4 protein-coding genes are annotated in these 4,574 nt (G+C 61.8%); all 4 read left to right on the top strand.

Annotated elements, in window-relative coordinates:
• The first annotated feature begins 226 nt into the window (after window positions 1–226).
• Window positions 227–955 (top strand): phosphatidylcholine synthase, encoded by a 729-nt coding sequence (gene pcsA / locus FY112_RS01395; protein ID WP_012757415.1) that lies wholly within the window; start codon window positions 227–229, stop codon window positions 953–955.
• Between the two features lie 10 nt (window positions 956–965).
• Complete coding sequence (locus FY112_RS01390) at window positions 966–1,946, top strand: quinone oxidoreductase (RefSeq protein ID WP_094086001.1); 981 nt, start codon at window positions 966–968, stop codon at window positions 1,944–1,946.
• A gap of 39 nt (window positions 1,947–1,985) precedes the next feature.
• Window positions 1,986–3,554 carry an ABC transporter ATP-binding protein gene (locus FY112_RS01385; protein WP_094086000.1) on the top strand — a complete coding sequence of 523 codons (1,569 nt, stop codon included), beginning with the start codon at window positions 1,986–1,988 and terminating at the stop codon, window positions 3,552–3,554.
• Window positions 3,555–3,565: 11 nt separating this feature from the next.
• Window positions 3,566–4,574 (top strand): ABC transporter permease (locus tag FY112_RS01380; RefSeq protein ID WP_151517454.1); only part of this gene is annotated, 1,009 nt, incomplete at its 3' end.

Raw genomic sequence — 4,574 nt, 5'->3', positions numbered from 1 at the left:
TTCAATGGGGAGCAGGGGGCGGGTGGGGAATGTCGTATTTCCCGCTGGCGAAGCCCGGCAAAGGATGCATAGTAGAGCAGCACGCCGGAAACGGATGCCGGTTTCGGCAAAAACGGTGCGACAACAAAGACCTACGGCGTCGGACCCGATTCAGCAACAGGGTTGGGCGTTGGTGGCGAAAAAAAGATGCTTGCCGGGGCGAGCGCGATAGGGCGGTCGGGGGAATATGAAGATTTTCAACTACAAGCGTGTTCCTTATGCGGAGATGCGCGCCTTTTCCGTCCATATCCTGACGGCATCCGGCTCCTTCCTTGCCTTTCTCGGCGTCGTTGCCGCCGCCGAGCACCGCTTCATCGACATGTTCTGGTGGCTGGGACTTGCCCTTCTCGTTGACGGCATAGACGGGCCGATCGCCCGCAAGGTGCGCGTCAAGGAAGTGCTGCCGAACTGGTCAGGCGATACGCTCGACAATATCATCGATTACGTCACCTATGTGCTTCTGCCGGCCTTCGCGCTCTATCAGAGCGGCATGATCGGCGAGCCCTGGTCCTTCGTCGCCGCCGGCATGATCGTCGTCTCCAGCGCCATCTACTATGCCGATATGGGCATGAAGACGGACGAGTATTTCTTCTCCGGCTTCCCCGTCGTCTGGAACATGATCGTTTTCACGCTGTTCGTCATCGATGCCAGCGCCACGACGGCGCTCACTGTTGTCATCGTCTCGGTGGTGCTGACCTTTCTGCCGATCAATTTCCTCCACCCGGTCCGGGTCAAAAGGCTGCGCCCGCTCAATCTCGGCGTCTTTTTCCTGTGGTCGGCGCTGGGGATATTTTCGCTGCTGATGCATTTCGACACACCCGAATGGGCGCTCATTCTCTTCATCGTGACCGGAGCCTATCTTTACGTCATCGGCGCGGTGCTGCAATTCTTCCCCGCCCTTGGACGCGAAGCATAGGACAGGCAAGATGACCAAAACACAGGCGGTTTCATTCTCGAGGACGGGCGGGCCGGAGGTTTTCGACTATGTCGAGATCGATCTTCCCTCGCCCTCGGCGGGTGAGGTGCAGATCAGGCAGGCGGCGGTCGGTCTCAATTTCATCGACGTCTATTTCCGCAACGGCACCTACAAGACCCCGCATCTGCCCTTCGTCACCGGCAAGGAGGGCGCCGGCACCGTGACATCGGTCGGCCCCGGCGTCGAGGATTTCAAGGTCGGCGACCGTGTCGCCTATGCCAGCGCCGACGGCGCCTATAGCGCCGAACGCAATATCGAGACGCGGCATCTGGTGCATGTGCCTGACGGCGTAGAACTCGAAACGGCGGCGGCGATGATGCTGAAGGGCATGACTGCCGAATATCTTCTGAACCGCACCTTCAAGGTCGGTCCGCAGACGGTCCTGCTGTTGCACGCCGCTGCCGGCGGCGTCGGCCTGATCGCCGGCCAGTGGGCAAAGGCGCTCGGCGCCACCGTCATCGGCACGGCGGGCTCTGAAGACAAGATCGAGCTGGCGCTCGCCCATGGCTACGATCATGTGATCAACTACAAGAGCGATAGCTTCGTCGACCGTGTCCGCGACATCACCGGCGGCAAGGGGGTGGATGTCGTCTACGATTCGATCGGCCGGGATACTTTTCCACAGTCGCTCGAATGTCTCAAGCCGCGCGGCCTTTTTGCCTCCTTCGGCCAATCTTCCGGGCCGATCGAGAATTTTACCCTCGCGGCTCTGGCGCAGAGGGGCTCGCTCTTTGCGACTCGGCCGACGCTATTCACCTATATTGCCGCGCGTCAGGAACTGATCGACAGTGCCAACGCGCTATTTGATATTGTGCAAAGCAACAAAGTGCGTATCAATATCAATCAAACCTATCCGCTGCGTGAGGTTGGGCGGGCTCACGTGGATCTGGAAACAAGAAAAACAACAGGAACGACGCTGCTGATTCCATGAGATCCGAACAGACCGGTTGGCAGAAGAAATGAGGGGAACGTGTCGCCATTGAATGTGCCGGATTCCGGTGCGTTATTATCGGTCCAGAAGCTGACGAAGTTCTTCGGTGGCTTTGCCGCTTGCAATGAAATCGATCTCGATATCGCGCCGGGCGAAATTCATGCGCTTCTCGGCGAAAATGGTGCAGGCAAATCCACCCTGGTGAAGATGCTGTTCGGCGTTCTCGAGCCGACGGGCGGAAATATCCTCTGGCAGGGCCAGCCGGTCGCGATCGCGTCGCCCGGTGAAGCCCGTAAGCTCGGCATCGGCATGGTCTTCCAGCATTTCTCGCTGTTCGAGGCGCTGACGGTTGCCGAAAACATCGCACTGTCGCTCGATGACGCCATTCCGATCGACAGAATCTCCGAGGAGGCGAGGGCGCTGTCCGTCGCCTACGGCCTGCCGCTCGACCCGCATGCCCATGTCGCCGATCTCTCGGTCGGCGAGCGTCAGCGCATCGAGATCGTCCGCGCGCTACTGCAGAACCCGAAGCTCATCATCCTCGACGAGCCGACCTCGGTGCTGACGCCGCAGGAGGCCGACAAGCTGTTCGAGACGCTGTTTAAGTTGCGCGCCGAAGGGCGTTCGGTTCTCTATATCAGCCACCGGCTGGAGGAGGTGCAGCGCATCTGCGATCGCGCCACCGTCCTGCGTCATGGCCGCGTGACCGGCGCCTGCGATCCGAAGCGGGAAACGCCTGCCTCGCTCGCTCGCATGATGGTCGGCAGCGAAGTGGCGACCGTGACGCATCCGGAGCGCAGCGACCGGGGCGAGGTGCAGCTTGCCGTCGCCAACCTTTCCGTCGCCGCGCGCACCCCTTTCGCCATGTCGCTGCGTGATGTCTCGATGGCGGTGCGCTCCGGCGAGATCCTCGCCATTGCGGGTGTCGCGGGCAACGGGCAGAGCGAGCTCTTCGATGCACTGTCTGGCGAATATCCGGTCGCCTCGGCCGAGGCGATCGTCATCCGCAAGAAACCGGTCGGCAATCAGGGCATTACCGCCCGCCGTCTTCTCGGCGCCGGCTTCGTGCCGGAGGAGCGCCACGGCCACGCCGCCGTCTCCGCCATGAAACTGTCGGACAATCTTGTCCTTGCCCGCAGCCAGTCGGACCGCAAGGCGTTTCTGGGCCTGCTCGGCATGATCCGCCGCGGGGCGGTGAAGTCCGCCGCAAGGCGCATTTCCGAGGCGATGGATGTCCGCAAGAGCGGCGATGACCCGGCCGCCGGCTCTTTGTCCGGCGGTAACCTGCAGAAGTTCATCGTCGGGCGCGAGCTCGACCGTCAGCCGGCGGTGCTCGTCGTCAACCAGCCCACCTGGGGCGTCGATGCCGGGGCTGCAAGCCGCATCCGCCAGGCGCTCGTCGATCTCGCAAGAAGCGGTTCGGCCGTCGTCGTCATCAGCCAGGATCTCGATGAGATCTTCGAAGTGGCGACCGATATTGCCGTCATCTGCGAAGGCCGTCTTTCCCGCCCGTTCCCGGCCGGCGAACTGACGCGGGAAAGGATCGGTCTGCTGATGGGCGGGCTGCACGAGAGCAGCTCTCCCCCGGAGGCGCCCCATGCGCATTGAAGAGGCAGCCCATGCGCATTGAACTCGAAAAACGCCCAGACGTTTCGAAGCTCTTCGGCTTCGTCTCGCCGCTCCTCGCCCTTGTTCTGACGCTCACTTTCGGCGCCATCATGTTCGCCTTGCTCGGCAAGGACCCGATCGCCGCACTGGAAGCCTTCTTCATCGAGCCGCTACTCGAGGTCTGGTCGCTGCACGAACTGGCGATCAAGGCCGCGCCACTGATCCTGATCGCCGTCGGCCTGGCCGTCTGTTACCGCTCGAACAACTGGAATATCGGCGCCGAAGGCCAGTTCACCATCGGCGCCATCACCGGCTCCTTTCTGCCGATCATCTTCTACGACTGGCATTCCCCGATCGTGCTGCCGCTGATGCTGATATTGGGTGCGCTCGGCGGTGCGCTTTTCGCTGCCGTTCCGGCGCTGCTGAAGGCGCATTTCAATACCAATGAGATCCTGACATCGCTGATGCTGGTCTATATCGCCCAGCTCTTCCTCGACTGGCTGATCCGCGGCGCCTGGCGCGATCCGAAGGGCTTCAACTTTCCGGTTTCGCGCGATTTCGCGCCGGAAGCAGTGCTGCCGGCGATCTGGGAAGAGTCGGGCCGCGCCCATTGGGCCTTCATCTTCGCCATCATTGCGGCGGTCGGTGCCTGGTTCATGCTGCGCTATACGCTGAAAGGCTTCGAGATTGTCGTGCTCGGCCAATCCGAACGGGCAGGGCGCTTTGCCGGATTCTCGTCGAAGAAGATGATCTGGTTCAGCTTTCTCTTCTCGGGCGCTCTTGCCGGCCTTGCTGGGATAGCCGAGGTCTCCGGCTCAATCGGTCACCTGCAGCCGGCGATCTCGCCGGGCTATGGCTTCACCGCCATCATCGTCGCCTTCCTCGGCCGCCTCAATCCGCTCGGCATCATCGCATCGGGCCTGGTGCTGGCGCTGACCTATCTCGGCGGCGAGGCAGCACAGCTTTCGCTCGGGGTTTCCGACAAGGTCACTCGCGTCTTCCAGGGGCTGCTGCTCTTCT

It is taken from the genome of Rhizobium sp. PEPV16 (assembly GCF_008919455.1).
Lineage (GTDB): Bacteria > Pseudomonadota > Alphaproteobacteria > Rhizobiales > Rhizobiaceae > Rhizobium > Rhizobium leguminosarum_Q.
The sequence above is the reverse complement of the archived record's forward strand: the minus strand, read 5'-3'. Positions and strand labels throughout refer to the sequence as shown.